The organism is Anaerohalosphaeraceae bacterium (assembly GCA_035378985.1).
In the GTDB taxonomy this organism is placed as follows: domain Bacteria; phylum Planctomycetota; class Phycisphaerae; order Sedimentisphaerales; family Anaerohalosphaeraceae; genus JAHDQI01.
The window spans coordinates 115,558-139,571 of sequence record DAOSUR010000002.1; the positions used below are offsets into that span (position 1 = coordinate 115,558).

Sequence of the window (24,014 nt, forward strand, 5' to 3'; positions counted from 1 at the left end):
GAAAGCTTGCTTTTGAGGACAGCTGCGTATGAAAAAGGACTTTGTCGTAATTGTTTCCGGACTGCCTCGTTCTGGGACCTCGATGATGATGCGGGCGCTGGAGGCAGGGGGGGTGCCGGTTCTGGCGGACCATATCCGAAAACCCGATGAGGACAATCCCCGCGGTTATTATGAATTTGAGCCGGTCAAAAAGACCAAGGAAGACCCTTCGTGGCTTCAGCAGGCCCCCGGCAAGGCCGTCAAGATGGTTTACCGGCTTCTTTATGACCTGCCGGCAGGGTATCAGTATCGTGTTCTTTTTATGCAGCGGGATATTCAGGAAGTCCTGGCTTCTCAGCGGAAAATGCTGTTAAGAGCCGGCAAAACCGTCGCCCCTGAAGAAGATGCCCAAATGGCCGTCTTGTTTGAGTCGGAATTAGCCCGCTGCCGACAGTGGCTCGCCCGTCAGCCCCATTTTTCTGTCTTTTATGTCGATTATCGAGCGATGATTGAAAACCCGCTGGCCCAATCTCAGCAAATCAGCGATTTCTTAGGCGGCGGCCTCAATGTCCAGGCGATGGCGGCCAGCGTGGATCCAGCCCTTTACCGAAACCGCAACCCCTCTGCTTAGAGAAGCTGCTTGAGGATGTCCAGAAGGGGGCGAAGACGACTTTGGGAAACAGGGCTCATCAGACAAATCTGTATCCAGTTTCTCTCTAATAGATAACCGCTCTCGTAGCTGACCCAGAACCCTGCCTTTTTCAGGGAGTCTCCGATTGTTCGGGAATTGTGCGGTTTCTGCAACGGCAGCGTCAGAATCCCCGGACATGCCTTTTCCTCCGATACGAGCGGCGACAACCCCAGAACAGATAGTTTTTTCCGGAGCCATCGGTCGAGAGAGGCGATTTGTGAATGACGGCACGAATAATCACATTCATTCAGAGCTGCCGATAAGGCCTTCACCCAGTTGGAGGCAATCGTAAACGGCACACCGTCGGCCTGTTCATAAGCATAGAGGTCTAAATAAGCCGGCAGCGGTCTGCTCGGTGGGGTCAGCGTATGATTATAAAAGACCAATGCCAGACCGGCTGCAGAACGCAGGCCTTTTGAACTGCAGGCCGAGGCCAGATACACATCACTCAAGTCAAGAGGCACGTTGCCGACGGCACTGATGCAGTCCAGACAAAGGTGCAGACGATACCGGCGGGCAAGGCCTTTCAGCAGGGTCAGGTCATTCAGCATTCCCGTAGAGGTTTCACAGCAGACGGCCCATATCCATCTCAGCGATGAAATCTGCTCGATCGTTTGGCGAAGAACAGATTCCTCGAAAGCATTTCCCCACGGCAGCCGCAGCGTTTCAAAGTCCAGCCCGAACCGGCCGGCCTGATGGATAAGCCGCTCGCCGAATTCCCCGTTGGACAAAATCAGTCCCTTGCCCGCCAGCAAAGTCAGCTGCGCGGCAATGGCTTCATTGGCCAGCGTACCGGAGCCGGTCAGAATCTGCACGAATTTGGCCCCAACCAATTTTGTAAGCTGCTCCTGTGTCTGACGATGCAGCTGCATGTATTCTCTGCTTCGGTGAGAGATAGGCGGTGCGGCCAGGGCATCCCGGACAGTCCGGGACAGTTCTACCGGGCCCGGAAGCAGATTGACCGGGACAACGTTTTGCGGCACAAAGGAGGTTTTGGCGGCGGCGTGATGCTCAACCGTCAGGTACATCGGCTGAAACCGGGCCTGTCCGCTGCCGACAATCGGGCCGAACGGAACAAAGCCCAAATGCCGATACAGCGGCACCTGATTCAAATAGCCGCTGATTAAAGCCGTATCGTATCCTTGTTCAAGACAATAGGCAGTGGCTTTAGCCAGCAGACCCCGGACGATTCGGCTGCGGCGGGCATCCTTCTTCACAGCCAACAGACGAACCTCACAGGGCGTCAGCCCTTCCGGAAGATAGGCATCCAGATTTTCCAGTTTTTTGTCGAGCGAAAAAGGACGCTTTCCCCGCACAGCCAGCATCCCGAGTACCTGCTGGTCTTTCGTACAGATTATGTAGGTGTTTTCGTCGTGAAACGCGTCTCGAAGGATTCGATGAGGGTTGGCGGGGTGCTGCGGGATTTCCTCTACGAAGGTTTCATAATTCAGCGAGAGGATTTGCTCAAACTCCCAGGGCTCACTGGCAATCTTAAAGGTGTATCCTTCGGTCAGAGTTTCGGTCATGGTTTTTCCCATCTCCATAAGCTCCATCTCCCTCTGAACTGTTTTTGCCTGCATAGAGCGCAATCAGATTCTTCCGATGGGCCAGCAGAATCAGGGCCGCCCAACCAGTCAAAATCCCCGTGGTGCTTCTTGGCAGTCCCAGCAGAAAGGAAACAGCCGGGACTGCGAGCACCGCAATCATTCCGCTAAGCATATAGCGCCGGCTCAGGAAATACAAGACCGCACATACCAGAAAACTTCCTATCGTAAGCTGCCAGTCAAAGACCAAAAGGGCCCCTAAGGACACCCCGAGTCCTTTTCCTCCGCGAAAGGCAAGCTGAATCGGGAAGATATGTCCGATGGCGGCGGCCAGAATACAGAGGGCTTTTACAGGAGCTGAAACCCCCAGACCCCAGGCGGCCAAACTCGCCGCTGCTCCCCGCAGAATATCTGCGGCCAGCACAGCCCAAAACCCCCATCGCCCCAGAAGCCGCCCGACGTTTCGCGCGCCGGCCGAACCGCTGCCGACGGTGCGGATATCCTGTCCGGTCTTCCATCGCACCAGATAATACCCCGATACCAGACACCCTAATCCATAACTGAGCAAAACCGCCAGGACATTTTTCCACAGCATTGTCAGCCGCTTCCTTTCTTGTCCAGACCTTTGAGCCGCTGGGCTCCCAATTGTCCGCAGGCTGCCAGAATCGAACGGCCCCTCTTAAACCGAATCACTGTCTCGATTCCCGCCTTTTCCAGTCGGGCGGCGAACGCCTTGATTCGAGCCGGAGGACTGCCTTCATACGGACAGCCCGGATAGGGATTCATTTCAATCAAGTTTACATTGGCTTTCAGATTCCCTATCAGACGAATCAGCAGGGTTGCGTCTTCGTGGGAATCGTTTGTGTCCTTGAGCATACAGTATTCAAAGGTCACCCGCCTGCCGGTCTGTTTCTGGTAATACCGAATGGCCTCCATCAGCCGTTTGAGCGGTTCTTTGCGGGCAATCGGCATTAATTCCTGCCGCAGAAGGTTATCCGCCGAATGCAGCGAAATCGCCAGCCGCGGCTGAACAGTCCATTCCGTCATCCGCCGAATCGGCTCCGCCAGCCCGCACGTAGAGACGGTGATGTGCCGCATCCCCAGAAACCGCCCCTTTTCATCGTGGAGAATCTCCAGCGACCGGGCCGTTTCTTCCGCATTGTCCAGCGGTTCCCCCATTCCCATATAGACCAGATTGTCTGCGGGCCCTGATTCAGATTCAATCTGATAAACCTGCTCGACAATCTCTGCTGCGGTCAGGTTGCGCTCAAAAGGAATCCGCCCTGTTGCGCAGAAACGACACCCCATCCGACAGCCCGACTGGGTCGATAAACACAGCGTAACCCGCCCTTTATCCGTCAGCCGTACGCTTTCTATCGAACCCCCGTCCGGCAGGCCGAACAGATATTTGGCAGTTCCGTCCGGGTCTGTCTGCTTTTCAAGAAGGGTCAGTGAGGATATCCGATATCCTGAGTCCGCTAACTGCTTGCGAAACGATTTTGATAGGGGAGTAATCCGGTCAAGATTAGAGATATGCTTCTGATGGATAAAGGTAAACAAATAGTCCGCACAGTATGGTTTCTGTCCGAGCCCGACAACCAGCTCGGCCAACTCCGCCCGTGTTTTATTCTTCAAATCATAATCCATCCTGTTCAATATAATAACACAATCTCATTTTTGGGGAAATCGGAAACACAATCAAACGATATTTACCTGTTTTCCATATCTTCAAGTCTGGATTCCCGCCTGCACGAAACCGTCAAGGAGTAGCGAGGGGAATGACAGCGGGTTATAATTAGATACTACGGATTGATTCCCATGCTGCTTTCACCGAGGGTCTGGTTGAGGTCGATATCGGAAATTTCATCGATAATGTCTTCAAATGAATCCTCTGCCGGGACGGTCTTTTTCTGCGGCGGCTGAGCAGCAGGGGGGACCTCTGCCGGACGCATTATCTCAATGTTTTCCGGCCGTCCATCAATCTGAACCCCGAAATAAAGTGTTCCAATCTTCAATACATCCCCCGGCTTGACCGGCGATTCAGAAACCTTTACCCCATTCAGAAAGGTCCCGTTCTTCGACCCGAGGTCTCGCACCGTCAACCGTCCCTGGTCCAGATTCAATTTACAGTGCCGGCGAGAAACGGACATCAGGGGTACACAAAGGTCGCAGTCTTTTCTCCTGCCGATTACTGTGACGGTGCTGGGCAGATGAAAGGCGCGGGTACTGCCGTCTTTTTTGAAGAGAATCAGATTGACCTCCATCCGGCGCTCCTTTCTGACCGAAGATTTCATTTATCATAATATTTATTATATCTATACACAATCTCTGCTTGCAAGACAAAAGACAAAAAGACCCAGCAGATACGCTTATATCTGGTTTTACAAATCCGGCAGTTCGATATAGTCATACCGAATCCCGCCCCAGCTGCGGATAATCTGGATAGTATTTATCCCGGCGTTCAGAGAAATGGGTATCGGTCCGAAAAGGGTCCATCGGCCGTCCGGCGTATTGCCGAACTGGAAGAACTGATTGGGCCCGTTGTTGACCTTCAGATAATCTCCTCGTCCGCTGTAGCAGCAGACGCCTTGTGAGCGAACATAGAGATTATATATCCCTGCGGCAGGGGCCTGAACCGTCCAGATGATACGCGGTGTGCCGCTCCAGTCTATCAGGCAATAGCGTCCGCCGCCGGCCGTTGGGTCATTGTAAATCCCGCTGCTGCCGCCGACCAGCTGCGAAAGGTCGGCATCCTCCGCCTCAAACCGTCTCGGATTGGAAAGCACCTCTACACTCACATCGGCACTGTTCGATTGATTCAGGGCATTGGTGACCGTAAGTGTGAGCCGATACATACCGATTTGGGAAAAAGAAAAGGACGGATTCGGCTCTCGGGGATTGGAGCAGATGTCTTCGATTGGCGGAATCGGCTGGGCCGGTCCTGTGTACTGAAGCGTCCATTCAAACGTCAGCGGTCCCACGGCTCGAACTGTCGGATTCATTTGTATTGAGGGGGTTGTGCTTCCCTGCAGGACCAAAGTTCGGTTTTGACCGGCTGAAAGCACCTGCGGGGGACTCTGATAATTTTTCAAAAGCATCCACTGCCCGGCCATCCAGGCAAAATCCTTTTCATCGACGCGGCCGTCCCCCGTCCAGTCGCAGGCGAGATTGACGCCGTTTTGAAGCCATTCACCGGCAAGGGCTGCCAGATTGTCTAAACCCATCACCTCAGTAATTTTCACGGCAACATCCCGTTCGAACATTGGAATCGAGCTCTGCAGGATGCCGCTGGATGAATAAGCGGATGTCCCGTAAGCCGCTCCGCCCGGTGCGCGCGTCAGATAATAATCCAGATTATACCAGCCGTCATCCAGCCCCTGAACCGTCAGTGTCTGCCCCTCAATCCAGCCGTGAGCAGTTCGACCTTCCTGGCTGTCGATATCATAAATCCAGAGCAAGGCCCGCCGCTGCTCGGCAAGCCCCAGTGTATCCACATAGGAAACCGTGTTCGGTCGGAACTCATACCGCCGTATCTCTATCCAGTCCGGCCCGGTGTTGACGACTCGAACGATATGAACACCGGCTGAAATCGGCACGGAAACCTGATAATTGCTCCCGCCTGCCGGCTGCGATTGTGAATAGACAGTATTTCCGTCAATTGTAATCTGAACAGTGGCCCCGGACCCGGACACATTTTTGACAAAGAGGATAAATTGTCCCGCCTCCGGCATATTCACATGGAAATAAGGATTGGACTTTTTGCTGCTCCAGGGCGCGTGCAGATAAACAGATAAAAAGGCCTGTCCAGTAAAACCGTCATCTGTCTGACAGCAATGCAGTCCCTCGATCGGCATATCCTCAAAACCATCCATCAGCGGTTCAGCGACGATGATTTCATTCCCTCCGACAGTGCGAGTCAGGGGTGCCAATGCGGCCAAATCCTCCCCTTGGGCGAAAAGACTCAGCGGAAGAAAATCCTCGCTCCAGCCGTATGGGTCAATTCGGTCCCACCACCACGGATGAGCGCTTTGTCCCAGAAAAAGGCCCGCCCAGATGCCGTTGCGAATCAACAGGCGGTCATCATCCATATTCTCTGAAATATTGCCGAACTCTCCGACCAGCACCGGCTTATGAAATCGTTCCCAAAGAGCCGGTATCATTTTCTTGGCTATGTCAATCGTGGGGCTTTCATAAGAGTGCTCCTGCACAATATCAATCTCATCCAACTCATACAGCGAGGAAGAGAGCTGATAATAATCACTCGTGGTTACCGGGTGCCGATGCGGGTCGATGCTTTTGATATAAGCGGCCATCTGCTGATGCCATTGCCGGACTTCCTCGCGGTAGGAAGCCGTCCACCAGTTCCATGCATCCGAGCCGGTGTACTGGACCTCATTCCATAATTCCCACGCAAAAATCGCCGGCGAGTATCCCCAGCGGGCGACAATATACCGGTATTTATTTTTGGTCAGACGAATAGCCTGGGGATGCGTAAAGAACTGTTCCGGGGCTGACAAAAATCCGCCTTCAGATGCGTATATCTGGTTATACGGGTTCTCATTCCAGTTCGGATTTACACGTGTGCTGAAGGCCCCGTGATACTGCAGGGTCAGCTGAATGGCGATGCCGTTTTGCTCCGCTGCCTCGATGACGGCATCCAGCCGCTGCGCCGTCTGCATACTCAGCCGACCTACGCCCTCAAAATACGGATGCCCCCGCCATTCGAGAATCAGTCCGCCGTCTCCGCTCCACGGGCACATCCAGATACGCGCCCAGTTTTCGCCGACATTCTTCATTTGTTCAAAATAGTGACAAAAGCCGGCCACGCCCGCCCAGCCGCTGCCGGTCCAGGCAACATTTCGTCCGATATGGATTCGCGGCTGGCCGTTGTCATACTGGAAGGTCCGACCGTCGGAATGAATCCGGATAAATCCTTTGTCCTGCCCCGGAACGCACACAAAATGTCCGCCGGTATAAAGTGTTTGCACCCCCGATGCATCCTTCAGATAAATCGAATACGTATAAGGCCCGACCTGCGTTGGGGAGAAGCGGAATCTCCACTGTTCCGGTCCCGGATTGGAGTAGGTTTCCGGATTCGAACCGCTCACTTGATAGGGACGGTAATAAAAAGCGGGTACATACAGTGCGGTTGAATCCGGACAGGTCATCTCCGCCCAGATTTCCACAATGTCGGCATCAAATGGATTGCTGTAGGATGTATCGAGGGTGAAGACGGCTTCGTATTTTTTGTACTGTTCAATTGTGTCGGCATTCTGGGAAAAGGAAGTCAGCACAGCGGCGTATGTATTCAGGCAGAACAGCCCAAAGAGCCACATTGAGAATCCGCACAGGTGCGGATGACTGGTTTGCCCCCTCCGTCTTCGGCGGCTTGTCATCGGTCCTCTCCTCAAATCCTAACTGCCGTACCTGATTAGATTAGACCAAAATTGCCGCCGTTTTTCAAGAGCTGAACGGTCCGTTATTGCTGGATTTCAACCCTGACTTCGTCCGCTTCTCGGGCGGCTTTCTCGATTTGAGCTTTGGCCGACAATCGCTCCGGAATATGGGGCCGCCATTCCGAAAGGGTCAGACACTGTTCCCCAATCGACCGAAGTTTCCGGTATCGGGCTTCAAGCAACTCGTCGATGCTTTTGCGTTTTAACTGATTGAGTGTCCGCACAAGATACTGTTCAACGTTGTAAAGCGTATCGTGCAGATTTCGATGCGCACCGCCCAGCGGTTCCGGAATAACTGCATCGATTACTCCCAGTTTGATGAGTTCTTTGGCCGTCAGTTTCAGGGCTTCGGCCGCTTGCGGTGCCTGGGTGCCGTCGTGCCAGAGAATCGCTGCACAGCCCTCCGGCGAAATCACCGAGTAATAAGCATATTCGAGCATGGCCAGCCGGTCGCCTACCCCGATTCCGAGTGCTCCGCCTGAACCGCCTTCGCCGATAACCACACAGACAATCGGGACCCGCAGCCGCGACATTTCCATCAGATTGACGGCGATGGCCTGGGCTTGCCCCCGTTCTTCGGCTCCTACCCCCGGATAGGCCCCGGGTGTATCAATCAGGGTTACAATCGGCAGGCCGAATTTCTCAGCAAACTTCATTTTCCGCAGTGCCTTGCGGTAGCCCTCCGGATTCGGACAGCCGAAATTGCAGGCGATTTTTTCCTTGATTTCCCGTCCTTTGTTTTGCCCGACAATCATCACCTTGTGTCGGCCGATCTGTCCCAGCGCTGTAACAATCGCCTTGTCATCCCCGAAGCAGCGGTCCCCGTGCAAGGTCCGAACGTCCTTGAACATCATGCTCAAATAATCCCCTAACAGCGGCCGGCGCGGGTGTCGGGCTACCTGAACGGTCTGCCAGGGGGTTAAGTTGCTGTATATTTTCTGCAGGAGCTCCGTCTGTTGGACCTGAAGCTGGCGGATTTTTATGGCATGTTTGCCTTGGAGGGAATCTTCGCTTTCCAACTGGGCTATCTGCTGGTCAATCTTGGCTACTTCTTCCTCAAACGGAAGATAGGGAACCGGCTGGCCGTTGCTGTTTGCACTGCTCATCGTTTAGAGGTTTCCTATAAATAAAAAAACTCTGAACACCTTTCGATGATTCAGAACATGATTTTCGCTTCTTTTTATCCTGAAATCTGGGGTGTTATGATACCAATTTCTTGGTCCAAAAGAAAGAAAAAAATTGACTTTCGGAAGCACCGGCGGTACTTTCTTAAAACATTACAATTCTCCGTTTTTTGCTGTAACTAATTTTCAATGAAAGAGTTAAAAAAAATCAGCGTCATTGGAATGGGTCTGTTGGGGGCCAGCATTAGTCTGGCGGCCCTTCGGGCTTTTCCATCGGTTCTGGTCTGCGGGTTCAGTCATCGTAAACAGACGCGTCAAAAAGCCCGACGGCTCCAGGTCGCCGGAGAGATTGCCGAATCGCTCGAGGAATGTGTTCGGGATGCAGATGTAATTATCTTTGCTACACCAATAAGGACATTTCCGGTATTGTTTGGGCAGATCCGCCCTTTTGTAAAACACTCCTGTGTTATTACCGATGTCGGTTCAACCAAGCTGATGGCTCATCGGTGGGCCCGGGAGATTTTCAATTCTAACATTGCGTATGTAGGTTCGCATCCTATTGCCGGCTCCGAAAAAAGAGGGGTGGATTTTGCCCGGGATGATTTGCTGGCCGGGGCCAATTGTATTCTTACGAAAACTCCCTCCACCCGGCTGTCAGCTTTGCGTCTGTTAAAAAAATTTTGGGGACGGCTGGGCTGCCGGGTTCTGGTTATGACGCCCCAGCGTCACGACCGCATTTTCGGGCATATCAGCCATCTGCCGCATATTGCTGCGGCGGCTCTGGTGAACGCCAACAGCGCTGATATTCTACCTTTTGCCGGCAAGGGCTTTCTGGATACCTCCCGGGTGGCCTCCGGCCCGGCCAATATTTGGACGGACATCCTTCTGACCAATCCGCGCAACTGCATTCAGGGGATTGACCGGCTGATTGCGGAATTGAAAAAAATTCGCACGGCCATCTCGCAGCAGGATGAGCGAAAAATTGAATTTCTGCTCGAAAAAGCCCGAACCAAACGGGAAAAAATGATTGCCGCCAAACTCAAACAGAAAGAACTCTTTTAATCCTCATACGGAGTTGCAAGCAGGTCATGACTGTCAAACTGTGGCGTTTTGAAGTTTCGAGTAAACCGGGTTTTCGTGATGTGCACGGACAGGCCGTCTTAGCGGATATCCGCGAATGCGGGGTTTCGTCCGTTCAGGAAGTTATTTTTGCCAAAGTGTATCTGATTGAAGCCGATTTTGATGAAGTGTTTGCCCAGCGGGTCGGTCAGGAACTTCTTTGCGACCCAGTCTGTCAGGAGTTTTTAATCGGGCGAAGCACCGTGCCGGCCGGACCGATGCCCGCCTGTGTTCTGGAAGTGCATCTGAAAAGCGGTGTAACCGACCCGGTGGCAGAGTCTGTCTTATTAGCCCTCCGGGATATGGGGGCCCAGACGGTCGAGCATGTTCGAACGGCCCGCAAGTATATTCTGCTCGGAGCGCTGACCGATAAAGACCGCGACCGGATTATCCGCCGCGTTCTGGCCAACGACTGCATCGAGGAGGTAGTCATCGGTTCCGATGCCGAACCCCCCAGTCCTCATACGCGTCCTTACGAACTCCGCCTGATTGAACTGCCGATTCGCGACCTGGATGACGAGGGGCTTGTTCGCCTCAGCCGCGAGCGCGATTTGTTCCTCAATCTTCTCGAAATGCAGACCATTCAAAACTACTACCGGCGCATCGGACGGGAGCCGACGGATATCGAGCTGGAAACGCTTGCGCAAACGTGGAGCGAGCACTGCGTTCACAAAACGCTCAAAAGCAGTGTGGAGTTTGACTGCGACGGACAGGTGTTTCACTTCAGCAATCTCCTCAAAGAGACGGTTTTTAAGGCCACGAAGGAATTAAGCAAACCCTGGTGCATTTCGGTTTTTTCGGACAACGCCGGCGTGATTGAATTTGATGAGGATACGGCGGTCTGTTTTAAGGTCGAAACTCATAATCATCCCTCCGCTCTGGACCCGTACGGCGGAGCGGCCACCGGCATCGGCGGCGTCATTCGGGACCCAATGGGCACCGGCCTTGGAGCCAAACCCATCGCCAATACGGATGTTTTCTGCTTCGGCCTGCCGAATACACCCCATGACCAGGTTCCCAAGGGGGTGCTGCATCCCCGGCGTATTATGAAAGGGGTGGTGGCCGGTGTACGCGACTACGGGAACCGAATGGGGATCCCCACGGTCAATGGGGCGGTTTATTTTGACAACCGATACATTGCCAATCCGCTGGTTTTCTGCGGCAATGTCGGCCTGATTCCACGCGACAAGTGCTTCAAACATCCGCAGACCGGCCATTTGATTGTGGTTGTCGGCGGACGCACCGGACGCGACGGCATCCACGGCGCTACCTTCTCCAGCGGGGAAATGACCCATCAGCATGAGGAAATCTTCTCACACGCCGTGCAGATTGGAAACGCCATCACGGAAAAGAAGATGCTCGACACCCTCCTGCAGGCTCGGGATGCCGGTTTGTATGAAGCCATTACGGACTGCGGGGCAGGGGGGCTCAGCAGCGCCGTCGGCGAAATGGGCGCCGAGCTGGGAGCGGAGGTGGACCTCGAAAAGGTCCCTCTCAAATATCAGGGGCTGAGTTATACGGAAATCTGGATCAGCGAGGCCCAGGAGCGGATGGTTATCGCCGTCAAGCCCGAAAATCTGGAGGCGATTCTGCAAATCTTCGCCGCCGAAGATGTTGAGGCCACCGTCATCGGCCGATTTACCGATGATAAGAAACTTACGCTCCGGTATAACGGTGTTCAGGTCGGCCAGCTGGAGATGGATTTTCTCCACGAAGGCATCTGCAAATACAGTCGAAAGGCCGTCTGGCGGACGCCGTGTTTGCCGGAACCTCAGTTTCCGTCCAAAGACTCCTACACCGAAGACCTGCTGGCGATTTTGTCCTCTTATAATGTTGCCAGCAAGGAATGGATTATCCGCCAGTATGACCACGAAGTGCAGGGCGGCAGCGTGATAAAGCCGCTGATGGGAGCTGCTAACGACGGCCCGTCGGATGCGGCGGTGATTCGTCCGAAATATCATTCCAACCGCGGGATTGCGATTGCCTGCGGGATGAATCCGTGCTACGGTGATTTGGACCCGTATCAGATGGCTCTTTCCGGCATCGATGAAGCCGTCCGCAATCTGATTTGCGTCGGCGCCCGATTTGACCGAATCGCCCTTTTGGATAATTTCTGCTGGGGGGACTGTTCCCGCCCGCAGACGTTCGGCTCGCTGGTGCGGGCCGCTCAGGCCTGCTATGACGGGGCCAAGGCCTTCGGAGCCCCCTTTATTTCCGGCAAAGATTCGCTGAACAACGAGTTTGTCTGCGAGGACGGCACGCGGATTATCATTCCGCCAACCCTGCTGATCAGCGCCGTCGGTCTTGTGGAGGATATTCGCAAATGCGTTACGATGGACCTGAAAGAGCCCGGCAACTTTCTCTTTATTGTGGGGTTGACCCGCAAAGAAATGGGCGGTTCTCATCTGAGCCGTCTGCATGGTCAAACCGGCGGCAGGGTGCCGACGGTTGACCTGAATCTGGCTCCGCAGATTGCTCAGCGGCTTTCCGAAGCGATTGCCGACGGTCTGGTGCGCAGCTGCCATGACTGTTCGGAAGGCGGGCTGGCCGCGGCCCTGGCAGAGATGGCATTTGCCGGCGGGTTGGGCATTCAGGCGGATTTGCGGGGACTGCCGGTTTCGCAGGACTGCCGGACGGCCGCCGAACAGCTCTTCAGCGAATCCAACTCGCGGTATCTGGTGGAAGTGACGCCCGCCTGTTATCATGCCTTCGCCAAACGGATGCTGAATCTGCCGTTTGGGCAAATCGGTGAGGTGGTGGAACAGCCGCGGCTGCAGATTCGCGATGCCCAGCAGCGGCTTGTGATTGATGCCGACCTGGATGCGCTCAAAGCGGCCTGGAAAACCCCCCTTTCCCTTGGGTGAAATTTTTTGTGAGGATTGCATAGAGTATGACGACTGTTCACGCTGTTGTGCTTCGGGCCGCTGGAATCAATTGTGATTTGGAAACCCAGCATGCGCTGGAACTGGCCGGCGCCGCCGTTCAGCGGATTCATATCAACCGGCTCAAGGAAAAGCCGGCTTTGCTGGATGAGTTCCAGATTCTTGTTCTGCCGGGCGGATTCAGTTATGGGGACGATGTCGCCGCCGGCAAAATCTTGGCTAACCAGATTCTTCATCATCTGCGGGATGCGATGAGAACTTTTCTGGAAAAGGGCAAACTGATCCTTGGAATCTGCAACGGCTTTCAGGTACTGATTAAGACCGGGCTTCTGCCGGGCTTCAACGGCGGCGGGCAGACCTCGTTTACTCTTACGGACAACGACAGCGGGCGGTTTGAAGACCGCTGGGTTTATCTGCAGCCCGGCACCGACCGGTGCGTTTTTCTGGACCCGGGCCGGCGAATCTACCTGCCCGTCGCTCACGGCGAAGGCAAACTGGCTGCCAAAGACGCGGCGGCTCTTGAGCAGGTCCGGCAGGGCGGCTATGCCGCCTTTCGCTATGTGGATGCCGCCGGCAATCCGGGGCCGTTCCCTGTCAATCCGAACGGCTCGGTCGATGACATTGCTGCTTTGACGGATTCCACCGGGCGCATCCTCGGCCTGATGCCCCATCCGGAGCGGTTTGTCCGCTGGACGCAGCATCCGCACTGGACGCGATTGAAAATCAACGAACAGGAACCTGCGGACGGAATGATGATTTTTACCAACGCCGTCCGGTATATTCGTGAGCACTTTTGAAGAATGATTTGAGGCATCTATGATTCGAGTCAATGAACACTTTCTCAAACTCAAAGCGGGCTATCTGTTTCCTGAAATTGCCCGGCGTGTGGCGGCTTTTGCCAAGACGCATCCGAATGCATCGATTATCAAACTCGGCATCGGCGACGTGACCGAACCGCTGCCGCCGGCCGTCTGCTCGGCGATGGAACAGGCCGTTCGGGAGATGGCCCGCCCGGAGACTTTCCGCGGCTACGGCCCTGAACAGGGCTATGAATTCCTGCGCAAGGCCATCGCAGAAAATGATTATCAGGCAAGAGGGGCTCAGGTTTCACCGGATGAAATTTTCATCAGCGATGGGGCCAAATGCGACACCGGAAATCTGCAGGAAATCTTCGGACTTGACATCAAAGTAGCTGTGACTGACCCTGTATATCCTGTTTATGTGGATACCAATGTGATGGCCGGCCGAACAGGACCGGCTGATGCGTCCGGACGATACAGCGGAATCGTTTACATGCCCTGCACGCCGGAAAACAACTTTGTTCCGGACCTGCCTAAAGAACCGGTGGACCTGATTTATCTTTGCTATCCGAACAATCCTACCGGGGCGGTGGCCACACGGGAGCAGCTGAAAAAATGGGTCGATTATGCCCTCGAGCACAAGGCTGTCATTCTCTTTGACGCCGCGTACGAGGCGTTCATTCAGGATGAATCGATTCCGCATTCAATTTATGAAATCGAGGGGGCCCGTAAAGTTGCCATCGAATCCCGCAGCTTCTCCAAAACCGCCGGTTTTACCGGTGTCCGCTGTGCATTTACCGTTGTTCCGGACGAGCTGACGGCTTATACAGCCGACGGCAAGCCGGTTGCCCTTAAACCCCTCTGGAATCGCCGTCACTGCACGAAATTCAACGGCGTCAGTTATATCACGCAGCGGGGCGCCGAGGCCGTTTATTCTCCGGAAGGCCGCCGACAAATCCGGCAAATCATCTCGATTTATATGAAAAATGCCGACCTGATGTGCCGCTCGCTTGGCCGGCTTGGTTATTCCGTTTACGGCGGTCAAAATGCTCCTTATGTCTGGCTGAAGACTCCGAAGGGGATGGGCTCATGGGAATTTTTTGACCTGCTTTTGGAAAAACTGCACGTTGTAGGCACACCGGGAGCCGGCTTCGGGGCCGCCGGAGAAGGGTTTTTCCGACTGAGTGCCTTCAATCACCCCCAGAAAGTTCAGGAGGCGATGGACCGTTTTGCCTCTCTGCAAATATGAGCGGCACCGTCAAAGCATATGTCGGACTGGGCAGCAATCTGGGCGATCGCGAACAGACTATTCGCCGGGCGGCACAATATCTGCAGCAGCAGGCTGGGGTTTTGTCGCTGCGGCTCAGTTCACTGAGCCGCTGGCCCGCTCTGGGTGATTCGGAACAGGCCGAATATCTCAACGCCGCGGCTGAAGTTGTCACAACCCTTTCCTGCCGGCAGCTGTTCGACCTGCTCAGGCAGACAGAGACCCAATTCGGCCGGCATCGAAACAGACGCTGGGAACCTCGAACCCTTGATTTGGACCTGCTGTTGTACGACACCCTCGTTCTCGAGGAGCCCGACCTGGTTGTGCCGCATTCCCAAATGCATCTTCGTTCTTTTGTCCTGAAAGGGCTTATCGAGCTGAACTCTGACCTTGTATGCCCCCGCCTGCACCGTCCGCTTCGTGTTCTTGCTCAGCGGCTCAACGGCGGCAATTTTGCTCTGGACCCGGGGCGGCTTCAGCTGGTTTCGATAGGGGGGCTCATCGGTGTCGGCAAGTCCACGCTGGCGGAGCGGCTGGCCGGCGTTCTTTCTGCCCATCTGCTCAAAGAAGAATACGACAAAAATCCTTTTCTCGAAAAGGTCTATTACGGCCAGTCTCATCTGGCGCTTGACTCAGAGCTCTTTTTTCTGGGCAGCAGCGCCTCCCAGCTCCGCAAAGACGGCAAACTTCGACAAGGCGCTGCCGTCAGCGATTACGTTTTTTTTAAGGCCCTCATTTACGCCCGGCAATGGCTCGATTCCGATGCATTGAGCCAATACATGCAGGTGTATGAATCGGTGGCCAACCAAGTCCATACGCCTGTTCTGGTGATTTTTCTGGAAGATACGGTTTCGAACTGTCTGGAACGCATTCGCCGCCGAAATCGTCCCTATGAGCAGGGAATTGATGCCTCTTTTCTGGAGGCCCAGCGGAACGGCTATGAAGAAATTCTCGCCCGCTGGACGGCTTGTCCCGTGATTCGGCTGAATGCCGCCGAATGTGTTCATCCGGAACAAATTCTTCCTCTCGCAAAGGAAATCTCCTATTATCTGGCAGGAGAAAAACTATGGAAGTCATAACGACCGTTTCGGAAATGCGGCAAAAGGTCCGGGCGGCACGTTTCGCCGCCAAATGGATTGGACTGGTTCCGACGATGGGGGCCCTCCATGAAGGTCACGGCTCCCTGATTCAACGAGCTGTTTCTGAATGCGATACAGTCATCGTGAGCATCTTTGTCAACCCCACTCAGTTCGGCCCGAATGAAGACCTGGCCCGTTATCCGCGGACTCTCGAGGCGGATATCCGTTATTGTGAAAAACTCGGCGCTCATTGGATTTTTGCTCCATCCGTCGAAGAGATGTATCCGCAGGAACAGCTGGCCTGGGTGAACGTCGAGAAGGTAACCGAAGGTCTCTGCGGAGCCCGTCGTCCGGGACACTTTCGCGGCGTGGCCACTGTTTGTGCAAAACTCTTCAATATCATCCAGCCCGATATTGCCTATTTCGGTCAAAAGGACGCCCAGCAGGCCGTCGTCATCCAAACGATGGTTCGGGACCTCAACTTTCCGCTTGAGGTTCGGGTCTGTCCCACCGTCCGCGACAAGGACGGGCTGGCCCTCAGCAGCCGCAACCAGTATTTGTCCAAAGACGAGCGGAAAAAGGCCCTTTGTCTCTCGCAGGCCCTTCAGAAATGCAGGGATCTTATCCAGTCCGGACAAGCCAATCCCGATGAAATCCGCCGGGCTGTGCTGCCGTTTTTTGACCAGCCCGATGTGTTTCTTGAATATTTTGAACTGGTGGACCCGCAGACCCTCCGGCCGCTGACGGAGATTCGAGGTGCTGTTCTGGCTGCCGCCGCCGCCCGGGTCGGAACGACTCGGCTTATCGACAATCTTTTGATAGACTTGCAGGCGCCGTCCGCTTGAGGTACAATATCCCTTTTTGTGAGAAAGGAACAAAGCGGATGCTTATCAAGGCATTAAAAGGCAAGATTCATCGCGCCCGGGTAACCGATACAAAGATTGACTATCCCGGCAGCGTCGGCATTGATGAAGACATGATGAAGGCGGCGGGGATTCTTCCGTATGAAGAAGTCCTGCTGGCCAATGTTTCCAACGGAGCCCGTGTTGAAACCTATGTGGTTCCCGCACCCGCCGGGAGCAAATCGCTGATTGTGCTCGGAGCCGCCGCCCGTTTCTTCAGTCCCGGCGACATTGTCATTGTGATGAATTTCGGCTACTTTACTCCGGACGAAATCAAAACTCACAAGCCCCGCATTATCCTTTGCGATGAGCACAACAGGTTTTCCCCTCTGGGTTGAGCTGGATGCATCCGGAACTGTTTGAAATCCCGTTTCTGCATCAAACCGTCAAAAGCTGGGGGGTTATGGTCGTTCTGGGCTTTCTGGCGGCCCTGTGGCTGATGCGCCGGCTTGTCAAGACGCTTGGTGAAGACCCTGATATCCTTGGCAATGCCGCCGTTTATGCCCTCATTGCGGGCGTCATCGGGGCTCGTGTCTTCTTTGTCGTTCATCACAGGGATCTGTTTGTCGGCCGCTGGATGGAGGTCTTTGCCGTCTGGCAGGGCGGGGTGGAACTGCTCGGCGGAGTTTTGACGGCCCTGCTGGTTCTCTGGCTGTATCTGAAGAAGCAGAAACGCTCCATTCGTCTGTATTTTGATGTGCTGGCCATCGGACTGATGGTCGGCATCGGCTTCGGACGCATCGGCTGCTTCTTCAGCGGCTGCTGCTTCGGCAAATGCACTGACCTGCCCTGGGGTGTCCGCTTCCCTTACGGCTCTTTGGTCTATCAGAGTCAGATTCATCCGGACCCGAAGCGTCATCGGGACAAGCCCTATCTGGACCTGCCTGCCGACTTTTTTGGCATCCCCGGTCCCGATGGCAAATGGCTTCCGGTCGATGAGCCCAACAAGCACAATGCCTATCTAAAACCCTTTGAAGAGCTCACCCCCGAACAGCAGAAACAGGTCTCTGAAGGTCCGTATCGGTGTCTGAAGGTTCATCCCACGCAGCTGTATTCGAGTGCCAACGGTTTTCTGCTGGCGGCTGTGCTTTTGGGGCTCTGGAAAAAGTTCGGACGGATGCGGCCCGGTGTGACGGCTGGTTCAATGCTTATTCTCTACGGGATTACCCGCTTCTTTCTTGAAACCCTCCGGGATGACAATCCCTTTGAATACAGCGGTTTCTGGCTTCTGTATCGGGGCGGCACCATCTCGCAGAATATGGCGATTTATCTGATTTTGTTTGGGATTTGCGTGATTGCATATTCGCTCTGGAAGCCGTCTCCGCTGCCCGCTGTTTCTCCCGCTGCTTCCCCAAAGAAAAAATCCTCCAAATCCAAATAGGTTTTCTTTAGTAGGCCGCTAATTGACTGAGGACGCGGCAGAGGCCGTCCATCTGCTCTTGTGTATGGGCGTATTGTATGCTCAGACGAAGCCGAGCTGCACCCTTAGGGACAGTCGGGGGGCGAATGGCGGTCACGAAATACCCTTCCGCCTCCAGCCGGCCGGCCCACCGGAGGGCTTTTTCGCTTTCGCCCAAGATTATTGGGATAATTTGAGAGGCCGTTTGCCCGATATTCAGGCCCATTTTCATCAGCTGATTGCGCAGGTAAGCGGCGTTTTCGGACAGTTGTTTGCGGCGATGGGGCTCGTTTTGAATAATTCGAATGGCTGTGAGGGCCGCTGCCGCACAGGCCGCCGGAGCAGCGGTTGTATAAATCAAAGGCCGTCCGCGATTGATCAGCAGGTCGATGACCGCCGCCGGTGCCGCCGCCAGGGCCCCTGCACATCCGGCCGCCTTGCCAAGTGGGGCAATCAGAATATCAACGTTGTCCAAAATCCCCAGCTGTTCGGCCAGTCCGGCACCGCTCGGACCGAAGCAGCCCAATCCGTGCGCCTCATCCACAATCAGCACCGCCCCGAACCGTTCCTTGAGTTCTGCCAGGATGTCCAGCCGGGCCGGGTCGCCGTCCATAGAGAAGATGCTTTCGGTCACGATGTATTTGCGGCGGTATTTTGCATCCGCCAAAAACCGCTGAAGCCGTTGGTCGCTTTCATCCCGGTATGTCCGAAAATCAGCCCCGCTGGTCCGCACGGCATCCACAATCGATGCATGGCAGCGGTGGTCCATCAGCACCAAATCCCCCTTGGCCGGCAGGGTCGTCAAAATCGTCTGATTGGCCGACCAGCCGGAGGGAAAATACAGCGCCCGCTCCTTGCCTGCCCAGTCGGCGAAGGCCTCCTCCAGCTCCGTGTGGGGACGGAGGGTTCCGCAAATCAGTCGGGAGGCTCCCGCTCCCCAGCCGTACTTTTGAATCGCTTCGACAGCGGCTTTCCGGAGCCGCTCATCTTCCGCCAGATTCAGGTAATTGTTGCTGCAGAACAGCACCTTCTCCCGCTGCGGCTGGTCGGCTGTGCGGACTGTCGTTCCGTGAACCTCGGCAATTGTCCGCAGCCGACGACGCAGATTAGCCGCCTCAAGAGACGCCAGCTCCTGTTCGAAATCTTCAAATCCGTGCATTCGTCTTACGCCTTTTCTCTGCAATTTGTTGGAAAAGACATCATTTTCCAGTGCTTTTGCGGTTTTGGCAAGTTTGTATCGGCTTTTGGTTTTTGAGGTGTCGTGGACATTCGGCATTCACCACGGATTACGCGGATTTGATAATGAAGAAAGGACGGGCGAGTCGAGTCAACAGGGAACAGTGAAGAGGGAGGAGGCATTCGTTTCTTTGGGCTTATCGCCTCGAGCTGTTTTTCCGGCAGGTGGTTTTATAGGCCGGCGGGCGGGTTTGGCCGGCAGGGGAACAGAGTTTGTCTATAGACAAAAAAGCCGGCGGAGGGCCGGCTTGGAAAAAACAAGGAGGATTCCGGGATTACATATACATTACGTCGGGGTGTTTTTCGAAGGGTATTTTGCGGAACCAGGCGGGGGAGGCTTTGATTTTGATTTTGACGATGTCGTTAAGAATCAGCATTCGGATGCGGCTTGGGCCGAGCGTCGGATGTTCGAACTCCAGACCCTCCAGCCAGCTGAGGTGTGAGGCCAGTGCCGGGGATTGTTCGAGTTTGATCAAAACTGACTGGAAGAGCTGACTGACCATCATGGCGGAACTCTGCAGTGTCCCGCTGTCGGCGGTGACCTGAAGGGCATCGTTGTTAAACTGCTTCTGTACTTCCTTCAGGACGGCGATAAAACGGGCATTCTGAGTGGGATAGGCCGCATTGAGGACCTGCTCATCGAGGACTAATTCCGCATCCAGCCGGACCTTGGGCCGCGGGGGAGCGTTAGGGCCCAGACGCTGTTCGACGCAGGAAAAGCCGTATTTGCGGACGGCCAGCAGAGACTCTTCGTCAAAGGCGACCATGTTGAACCAATGGGTGCGGCCTTTGTCCCGTTCATTCCAGGAGGCCGCAACGCTTTCGCTCTGGCTGAGGTATTCGAAGAGGGGATCGCAAATGGAAGAAAGGACCTGTGCCGAGGTGCTTTGCCGAAGAATGGTACCGTCGTATTTTTCAAAAACGACTTTTTCTTCGTTGAAGGTCTGAACACAGCCGCTCAGCAGCAGGAAGGCCGGCAGTGCGGCCCATGTGATAAGGCCCGTTCGGTTCACAGTGTGCCCCTTTCGTTTGACAGTTAGATTTCCTTGGCGTGAATCCATTTCATCATTTTTCGCAGTTTTCGTCCGACTTGTTCAAGCTGGGAGTTGTAGTCTTTCTGGTAGAGTTCGTTGAACTTTTTGAGGCCGGACTGGTATTCGGCGACCCATTCTTTGGCAAAAGCACCGGAGGTAATTTCGCCGAGAATCTTCTTCATTTCGGCTCTGGTTTGTTCGGTGATGATTCGCGGGCCGCGGGTAAGGTCGCCGTATTCGGCGGTGTTGGAGATGCTGTAGCGCATGTAGCTCATGCCGCCCTGATACATCAGGTCCACGATGAGTTTGACCTCGTGCATGCATTCGAAATAGGCGATTTCGGGCTGATAGCCGGCTTCGACGAGGGTTTCAAATCCGGCTTTAATCAGGGCCGTCAGGCCGCCGCAGAGGACGACCTGTTCGCCGAACAGGTCGGTTTCCGTTTCTTCTTTGAAGGTGGTTCGGAGGATTCCGGCCCGTGCGCCTCCGATGCCGTTGCCCCATGCCAGGGCAATCTGGAGGGCGGTTCCGGTGGCATCCTGCTGGACGGCCACGAGGCAGGGAACACCGCCGCCTTTTTCAAATTCACTGCGGACGAGGTGCCCGGGGCCTTTGGGGGCGATCATGACGACGTTGATGTCGGCCGGCGGTTTGATGTAGCCGAAATGGATGTTGAACCCGTGGCAGAAGCCGAGTGTTTGGCCCGCTTTGAGGTTGGGAGCAATCTCCGTCTGATAAACCTTGGACTGCACTTCGTCGGGGAGTGTGACAATAATCAGAGCAGCCCCCTTGACGGCGTCTGCAATCGGCCCGGGTTTAAACCCGTGTTCCAAAGCGAGTTTGTAGTTGTCGGTTCCTTTGAGTTCTGCGACGGCGACTTCGATACCGCTGTCGCGGAGGTTTTGGCTGTGGGCGTGGCCCTGGCTGCCGTATCCGATGACGGCGACTTTTTTGCCTTTGAGGGCGTCAATCGGGGCGTCCTGTTCATAATAAATTTTTGCCATTGTGTTTTATCTCCTATTGAAGACTTTTGTTGTATATTTTTTGGTTTTTTCAGGATAAGCAGGAACCGGATTGTTTTCAACTTTTTTCTTTGCTGTCCGTGCAGTTTTACCGACCGCTTTTTTGAAGATTCGAGCTGTTTATTTGCCGTCGTCGGAGTTTTCCGCCTGGACGACTCGGCTCTGACGTGCCATGGCCACGGTGCCGGTGCGGACGAGGTTTTTGATGCCGTAGGGTCGGCAGGCCTCGATAAAGGCCTCGATTTTGCTTTCAGGACCGGCGACTTCAACCATCACGAATTTGGAGCCGATGTCCACAACTTTTCCCTGAAACATCTCGACCAGAGCAAGGATTTCCGGGCGTTTTTCAGGCGGACAGGCGACGCTGATGAGCATCAGGTCCCTGGCAACGACATCCATGCCGGCAAAGTCCTGAACTTTGACGACGGTGACGATTTTGGCCAGCTGTTTGCGGACTTGTTCGACGACGCGGTCATCGCCGATGACGACGATAGTCATGCGCGACAGGGAGGGGTCGTCGGTTCGGCCGACAGCAAGGGAGTCAATATTAAAAGCCCGTGCGGCGAACATTCCAGCCACGTGGGCCAGAACACCGGGTTTATTCTGAACTAAAGCGCTGAGAATATGTTTCATTGTTCATCCTTTCCTGTGAAAAGATGGTTTCGGTTTTCAGGCCATTTCGAAGATATCCAGACCGTCCATTTCGTGGAGTGATTTTCCGGCCGGGACCATGGGCCAGACGTTTTCCTCCGGGTCTACATGAAAATCGGCCACACAGGGTCTTTTTTCTGCGAGCATGGCTTTGATAACGGCTGGGACTTCCTCTTTTTTCTCGGCGCGGAGTCCGACGGCCCCGAAGGCCTCGGCGAGCCGGGCGAAATCAGGGCTTTTGAGGGAGCTGCAGGAGTAGCGTTTGCCGTAAAAGAGTTCCTGCCACTGGCGGACCATCCCCATATAGCCGTTGTTGATCAGGCAGACTTTGACAGGCAGTTCATACATAACGGCGGTGGACAGTTCGGTCAGGGTCATATTGAAGCTGCTGTCGCCGTCGATGTCGATGACAAGGGCATCGGGGTTGGCAATCTTGGCGCCGATGGCGGCCGGCAGACCGAAGCCCATCGTGCCCAGTCCGCCGGAGGTGATGAACTGACGCGGCCGGTTGAAACGATAGAATTGGGCTGTCCACATCTGATGCTGGCCGACACCGGTGGTGATAATCGCCTGGCCCTGAGTCTGTCTCCAGAGTTCTTCGATGACATACTGGGGTTTGATGGTTTTGGCGTTCCGATTGTAGCGGAGCGGATGGCGTTTTTTCCATTCGGCGATTTGGTCGAACCATTCTTTTCGCTCTTTGTATTCGACCAGCTCGAGCATTTCCGTCAAAACGTGTCGGGCGCTTCCGACGACCGGAATATCCGCCGGGACGTTTTTGGAGATGCTGGACGGGTCTAGGTCAATATGGATGACGCGGGCGTTCGGGGCAAAGGCCTTGAGTTTTCCGGTGACACGGTCATCGAAACGAGCTCCCACACAGATAAGCAGGTCACAGTTCTGCACCGCGAAGTTGGCATAGGCGGCTCCGTGCATGCCGAGCATGTCGAGAGACAGAGGGTCATTTTGGTCGAAGGCCCCCAGTCCCATCAGGGTCATTGTAACAGGGATGTTGGCTTTTTTAGCCAGTTTCCGCAGGGGTTCGGAGGCATTGCCGCTGATGACGCCTCCGCCGACGTAGAGGACGGGTCTTTGAGAGCTGTTGACGGCCTCTGCGGCGGCTGTAATTTGGCGGGCGTGTCCCCGTTCGCGAATGCGATAGCCCGGCAAATCAAGCGGCTGCGGGGGTGTGGCCGGCACCTGAGCGATTTGCATATCCACGGGAATGTCAATCAGGACCGGCCCCGGTCTGCCGGTGGAAGCAATAAAGAAGGCCTCGCGGATGGTTTGGGCCAGTTCATTGGGGTTTTTGACAATCACATTGTGTTTGGTGATCGGCCGCGTAATGCCGGTTGTATCGGCTTCCTGGAAGGCGTCGTTGCCGATCAGTTCCGTGCGGACCTGTCCGGTTAAGGCGACGAGAGGGACGGAGTCCATCATCGCGGTAGCCAGGCCGGTGGTCAGATTGGTGGCACCCGGACCGGATGTGGCGACAACGACACCCACCTTTCCTGTAGAACGGGCATAGGCATCAGCCATGTGGCAGCCGCCTTGCTCATGTCGGGGAATGACGACGCGAATGGGGGAATCATAGAGTTTGTCAAACAGCGGCAGTACGACGCCGCCGAGGTATCCGAAGAGCACATCGACCCCGTGCTCGAGGAGGGTATCGACAATAATCTGGCTGCCGGGTTTGGTTTGAACGGCTGTTTTTTCGCTCGTATTGTCTTTCATTGGAAACTCCTATACAGAAAGTATTTTTCTGCGTCCGGATGCCTAAGTTTGCGCAGAAGAGCGGTATTTTTCGGAAGTCGGTTCGAAACACGGGG

20 protein-coding genes are annotated in these 24,014 nt (G+C 54.8%); 9 read left to right on the forward strand and 11 right to left on the reverse strand.

Annotation, left to right across the window (positions count from 1 at the left end; translation table 11 throughout):
• Positions 1 to 28: 28 nt before the first annotated feature.
• Positions 29 to 610, forward strand: a complete 582-nt coding sequence (locus tag PKY88_02775) for a sulfotransferase domain-containing protein (protein ID HOQ04124.1) — start codon at positions 29 to 31, stop codon at positions 608 to 610.
• Here the strand turns inward: PKY88_02775 and PKY88_02780 are convergent.
• The 6 genes from PKY88_02780 to PKY88_02805 all read right to left on the reverse strand — a co-directional run bounded on the left by PKY88_02780 (position 607) and on the right by PKY88_02805 (position 8,776).
• The gene (locus PKY88_02780) at positions 607 to 2,214 is read right to left on the reverse strand and encodes a GNAT family N-acetyltransferase (GenBank protein ID HOQ04125.1); all 1,608 of its coding nucleotides are present in this window, start codon (positions 2,212 to 2,214) and stop codon (positions 607 to 609) included. The two genes, PKY88_02775 and PKY88_02780, sit on opposite strands and share 4 nt — an antisense overlap.
• The gene (locus PKY88_02785) at positions 2,162 to 2,809 is read right to left on the reverse strand and encodes a glycerol-3-phosphate acyltransferase (protein HOQ04126.1); all 648 of its coding nucleotides are present in this window, start codon (positions 2,807 to 2,809) and stop codon (positions 2,162 to 2,164) included. The genes PKY88_02780 and PKY88_02785 overlap by 53 nt, the downstream gene beginning before the upstream one ends.
• A gap of 2 nt (positions 2,810 to 2,811) precedes the next feature.
• Positions 2,812 to 3,849, reverse strand: coding sequence for a 23S rRNA (adenine(2503)-C(2))-methyltransferase RlmN (gene rlmN / locus PKY88_02790; protein ID HOQ04127.1), 1,038 nt, complete (start codon positions 3,847 to 3,849; stop codon positions 2,812 to 2,814).
• Positions 3,850 to 4,016: 167 nt separating this feature from the next.
• Positions 4,017 to 4,478 carry an FHA domain-containing protein gene (locus PKY88_02795; protein HOQ04128.1) on the reverse strand — a complete coding sequence of 154 codons (462 nt, stop codon included), beginning with the start codon at positions 4,476 to 4,478 and terminating at the stop codon, positions 4,017 to 4,019.
• A gap of 117 nt (positions 4,479 to 4,595) precedes the next feature.
• Positions 4,596 to 7,610: a DUF5060 domain-containing protein gene (locus PKY88_02800; GenBank protein HOQ04129.1), complete on the reverse strand. Its 3,015-nt coding sequence runs from the start codon at positions 7,608 to 7,610 to the stop codon at positions 4,596 to 4,598.
• 83 nt (positions 7,611 to 7,693) lie between these two features.
• On the reverse strand, positions 7,694 to 8,776 hold the full coding sequence (locus PKY88_02805) for an acetyl-CoA carboxylase carboxyltransferase subunit alpha (protein HOQ04130.1): 1,083 nt from the start codon (positions 8,774 to 8,776) through the stop codon (positions 7,694 to 7,696).
• A gap of 207 nt (positions 8,777 to 8,983) precedes the next feature.
• Between PKY88_02805 and PKY88_02810 the strand changes: the two genes are divergently transcribed.
• Genes PKY88_02810 through PKY88_02845 form a run of 8 tightly spaced genes read left to right on the forward strand, consistent with a single transcriptional unit; the run spans position 8,984 to position 18,224 of the window.
• Positions 8,984 to 9,856 (forward strand): prephenate dehydrogenase, encoded by an 873-nt coding sequence (locus PKY88_02810; GenBank protein HOQ04131.1) that lies wholly within the window; start codon positions 8,984 to 8,986, stop codon positions 9,854 to 9,856.
• A 26-nt stretch (positions 9,857 to 9,882) separates the two neighbouring features.
• Positions 9,883 to 12,777, forward strand: coding sequence for a phosphoribosylformylglycinamidine synthase subunit PurL (gene purL, locus PKY88_02815; protein ID HOQ04132.1), 2,895 nt, complete (start codon positions 9,883 to 9,885; stop codon positions 12,775 to 12,777).
• A 26-nt stretch (positions 12,778 to 12,803) separates the two neighbouring features.
• Entirely contained in the window at positions 12,804 to 13,592 is a 789-nt protein-coding gene (purQ, locus tag PKY88_02820) for a phosphoribosylformylglycinamidine synthase I (protein ID HOQ04133.1), read from the forward strand.
• A gap of 19 nt (positions 13,593 to 13,611) precedes the next feature.
• On the forward strand, positions 13,612 to 14,844 hold the full coding sequence (locus PKY88_02825) for an LL-diaminopimelate aminotransferase (GenBank protein HOQ04134.1): 1,233 nt from the start codon (positions 13,612 to 13,614) through the stop codon (positions 14,842 to 14,844).
• Positions 14,841 to 15,941: a 2-amino-4-hydroxy-6-hydroxymethyldihydropteridine diphosphokinase gene (gene folK, locus PKY88_02830; GenBank protein HOQ04135.1), complete on the forward strand. Its 1,101-nt coding sequence runs from the start codon at positions 14,841 to 14,843 to the stop codon at positions 15,939 to 15,941. The genes PKY88_02825 and folK overlap by 4 nt, the downstream gene beginning before the upstream one ends.
• Positions 15,929 to 16,786, forward strand: coding sequence for a pantoate--beta-alanine ligase (panC, locus tag PKY88_02835; protein ID HOQ04136.1), 858 nt, complete (start codon positions 15,929 to 15,931; stop codon positions 16,784 to 16,786). The genes folK and panC overlap by 13 nt, the downstream gene beginning before the upstream one ends.
• Positions 16,787 to 16,824: 38 nt before the next feature.
• Positions 16,825 to 17,181, forward strand: coding sequence for an aspartate 1-decarboxylase (locus PKY88_02840; protein ID HOQ04137.1), 357 nt, complete (start codon positions 16,825 to 16,827; stop codon positions 17,179 to 17,181).
• A 5-nt stretch (positions 17,182 to 17,186) separates the two neighbouring features.
• Positions 17,187 to 18,224 carry a prolipoprotein diacylglyceryl transferase gene (locus PKY88_02845; GenBank protein ID HOQ04138.1) on the forward strand — a complete coding sequence of 346 codons (1,038 nt, stop codon included), beginning with the start codon at positions 17,187 to 17,189 and terminating at the stop codon, positions 18,222 to 18,224.
• A gap of 7 nt (positions 18,225 to 18,231) precedes the next feature.
• On the opposite strand, the gene PKY88_02850 is transcribed toward PKY88_02845, so the two are convergent.
• The 5 genes from PKY88_02850 to ilvB form a co-directional block, all read right to left on the reverse strand.
• Positions 18,232 to 19,401, reverse strand: a complete 1,170-nt coding sequence (locus tag PKY88_02850; protein HOQ04139.1) for an 8-amino-7-oxononanoate synthase — start codon at positions 19,399 to 19,401, stop codon at positions 18,232 to 18,234.
• 352 nt (positions 19,402 to 19,753) lie between these two features.
• Positions 19,754 to 20,491: a hypothetical protein gene (locus tag PKY88_02855; GenBank protein ID HOQ04140.1), complete on the reverse strand. Its 738-nt coding sequence runs from the start codon at positions 20,489 to 20,491 to the stop codon at positions 19,754 to 19,756.
• A gap of 23 nt (positions 20,492 to 20,514) precedes the next feature.
• Positions 20,515 to 21,516 (reverse strand): ketol-acid reductoisomerase, encoded by a 1,002-nt coding sequence (gene ilvC, locus PKY88_02860; protein HOQ04141.1) that lies wholly within the window; start codon positions 21,514 to 21,516, stop codon positions 20,515 to 20,517.
• A 138-nt stretch (positions 21,517 to 21,654) separates the two neighbouring features.
• Positions 21,655 to 22,167 carry an acetolactate synthase small subunit gene (gene ilvN, locus PKY88_02865; GenBank protein HOQ04142.1) on the reverse strand — a complete coding sequence of 171 codons (513 nt, stop codon included), beginning with the start codon at positions 22,165 to 22,167 and terminating at the stop codon, positions 21,655 to 21,657.
• 36 nt (positions 22,168 to 22,203) lie between these two features.
• Positions 22,204 to 23,919: a biosynthetic-type acetolactate synthase large subunit gene (ilvB, locus tag PKY88_02870; GenBank protein HOQ04143.1), complete on the reverse strand. Its 1,716-nt coding sequence runs from the start codon at positions 23,917 to 23,919 to the stop codon at positions 22,204 to 22,206.
• Positions 23,920 to 24,014: the final 95 nt, after the last annotated feature.

Excerpts from the sequence above, each read along its gene's own strand:
- PKY88_02800 (HOQ04129.1), bottom strand. The coding sequence starts at position 7,610 with ATGACAAGCCGCCGAAGACGGAGGGGGCAAACCAGTCATCCGCACCTG.
- PKY88_02845 (HOQ04138.1), top strand. The coding sequence starts at position 17,187 with ATGCATCCGGAACTGTTTGAAATCCCGTTTCTGCATCAAACCGTCAAA.
- panC (HOQ04136.1), top strand. The coding sequence starts at position 15,929 with ATGGAAGTCATAACGACCGTTTCGGAAATGCGGCAAAAGGTCCGGGCG.
- PKY88_02795 (HOQ04128.1), bottom strand. The coding sequence starts at position 4,478 with ATGGAGGTCAATCTGATTCTCTTCAAAAAAGACGGCAGTACCCGCGCC.
- PKY88_02850 (HOQ04139.1), bottom strand. The coding sequence starts at position 19,401 with ATGCACGGATTTGAAGATTTCGAACAGGAGCTGGCGTCTCTTGAGGCG.
- PKY88_02780 (HOQ04125.1), bottom strand. The coding sequence starts at position 2,214 with ATGGAGATGGGAAAAACCATGACCGAAACTCTGACCGAAGGATACACC.
- folK (HOQ04135.1), top strand. The coding sequence starts at position 14,841 with ATGAGCGGCACCGTCAAAGCATATGTCGGACTGGGCAGCAATCTGGGC.
- purL (HOQ04132.1), top strand. The coding sequence starts at position 9,883 with ATGACTGTCAAACTGTGGCGTTTTGAAGTTTCGAGTAAACCGGGTTTT.
- PKY88_02810 (HOQ04131.1), top strand. The coding sequence starts at position 8,984 with ATGAAAGAGTTAAAAAAAATCAGCGTCATTGGAATGGGTCTGTTGGGG.
- PKY88_02825 (HOQ04134.1), top strand. The coding sequence starts at position 13,612 with ATGATTCGAGTCAATGAACACTTTCTCAAACTCAAAGCGGGCTATCTG.
- PKY88_02805 (HOQ04130.1), bottom strand. The coding sequence starts at position 8,776 with ATGAGCAGTGCAAACAGCAACGGCCAGCCGGTTCCCTATCTTCCGTTT.
- PKY88_02775 (HOQ04124.1), top strand. The coding sequence starts at position 29 with ATGAAAAAGGACTTTGTCGTAATTGTTTCCGGACTGCCTCGTTCTGGG.
- PKY88_02785 (HOQ04126.1), bottom strand. The coding sequence starts at position 2,809 with ATGCTGTGGAAAAATGTCCTGGCGGTTTTGCTCAGTTATGGATTAGGG.
- PKY88_02840 (HOQ04137.1), top strand. The coding sequence starts at position 16,825 with ATGCTTATCAAGGCATTAAAAGGCAAGATTCATCGCGCCCGGGTAACC.
- ilvN (HOQ04142.1), bottom strand. The coding sequence starts at position 22,167 with ATGAAACATATTCTCAGCGCTTTAGTTCAGAATAAACCCGGTGTTCTG.
- purQ (HOQ04133.1), top strand. The coding sequence starts at position 12,804 with ATGACGACTGTTCACGCTGTTGTGCTTCGGGCCGCTGGAATCAATTGT.
- ilvB (HOQ04143.1), bottom strand. The coding sequence starts at position 23,919 with ATGAAAGACAATACGAGCGAAAAAACAGCCGTTCAAACCAAACCCGGC.
- ilvC (HOQ04141.1), bottom strand. The coding sequence starts at position 21,516 with ATGGCAAAAATTTATTATGAACAGGACGCCCCGATTGACGCCCTCAAA.